At 72.6% G+C, this 1315-nt stretch carries 2 protein-coding genes and 1 pseudogene; all 3 read right to left on the reverse strand.

Going from position 1 to position 1315, the window contains the following annotated elements:
* Positions 1 to 306, reverse strand: a pseudogene (locus G3I40_RS29130) (MFS transporter); the annotation flags it as partial.
* Between the two features lie 14 nt (positions 307 to 320).
* Positions 321 to 911 (reverse strand): helix-turn-helix domain-containing protein, encoded by a 591-nt coding sequence (locus tag G3I40_RS29135; protein ID WP_164305518.1) that lies wholly within the window; start codon positions 909 to 911, stop codon positions 321 to 323.
* An 81-nt stretch (positions 912 to 992) separates the two neighbouring features.
* Positions 993 to 1315, reverse strand: a 323-nt coding sequence (locus G3I40_RS29140) for a helix-turn-helix domain-containing protein (RefSeq protein ID WP_164305520.1), incomplete at its 5' end; no start/stop codon positions are given.

A 1315-nucleotide genomic window follows, 5' to 3' on the forward strand; every position in this document is an offset into this window, starting at 1 on the left:
CGCCGCGACGACGAGCACGCACCGCACGGCGCTGCTGCCGAGCACCACCCGGCGCGGCCCGTAGCGGTCGGCGACCACGCCGCCGCCGAGCATGAGGACGGCGCGGGGTACGGCGCTGACGGCGGTGACGAGGCCCGCCTGGGCGGGCGTGCCGCTCTGGACGGCGGCCCAGGAGAGGGCGAAGTAGTAGACGTTGTCGCCGATGGCGGACGAGGTGTAGGCGCCGAGCCAGCGCAGGACGTTGCCGTCGCGGTGCGCCGGTATCGCGGCGTCAACAGCCTTGCCCTGCAGTGCGGTTGCAGCCATGCGGCGGCCCTCTTTCAGTTCCGGAAGGGGAAGGCGTAGGTGTGCACCGCGACGTTCTCCCGGCCTTCGGTGTCCCCGGCCTCCTCGGCGGCCCGGCCCCGGGCCTCGTAGCGGCGCAGCAGGTCCCGCATCTCCCCCACCAGGCCGGTGAGTTCGGCCGCGGTGAGCCGCATCATCGACTCGGACGACTCGTGGGCCGTGGCCCAGGCGTCGTCCCAGGCGATCCGCTCGTCGAGGAAGCTGCGGTACATGGCGGCGCGCTGCTCGAAGAAGAGGCGGCTGGCCGCGGTGTGCGCGGCGGCCTTCTCGGGGGCGTCCCGGAAGTCGGCGTCGCGGATCTCCACGCCGTCGGTCGCGGGGCGCCACCAGCGCTGGCGGCCGTCGGTGTCCTGCGCCTCGGCCTCTTCGATGAGGCCGTGCTCGGCGAGTTTGCGCAGGTGGTAGCTGACCAGGGCGACCGCCTCGTCGACCTGCTCGGCGAGCTGCGAGGCGGTCGCGACGCGGCGCAGGGACAGCTCCCGGTACAGCTGTGCGCGCACGGGGTGGGCCAGGGCCTTGAGCGTGCCCAGGTCGGTGATGCGGCGGTCCCGCTCCTTGCCTGTCATGCCCCTCACGGTAGATACAAAAGAAAAGTTGCGCAATAAGTGTTGCGCAACTTTTCTTGTACGTCCTGAGAAAAGCGCAGGTCAGCTGCTTTTCAGCCGGTACGCGCTCAGGGCGAGGCCCAGCTCCACGAGGTCGGCGGGGCGGGCAAGGCTGCGCCCGGTGAGCTGTTCGCAGCGCCGCAGCCGGTTGAGGACGGTGTTGCGGTGGCAGTAGAGGCGGGCGGCGGCACGCTGCGCCGAGCCGTCCCGGTCCAGCCAGGCCTCCAGGGTGTCGAGCAGCAGCTCGCGGTCGGTGGGCGGCAGGGCGAGCAGCGGGCCGAGGACCCGCTCGGCGAGGAGGGCGCCGAGCACGGGGGCGGCGGCGACGAGGGCCGCGGGGAGCTCCTCGTCCAGCAGTACGGTGC

This window comes from Streptomyces sp. SID14478 (assembly GCF_010548525.1).
In the GTDB taxonomy this organism is placed as follows: domain Bacteria; phylum Actinomycetota; class Actinomycetes; order Streptomycetales; family Streptomycetaceae; genus Streptomyces.

Coding starts and splice junctions, on each gene's coding strand:
- G3I40_RS29135 (WP_164305518.1), bottom strand. CDS start 911: ATGACAGGCAAGGAGCGGGACCGCCGCATCACCGACCTGGGCACGCTC.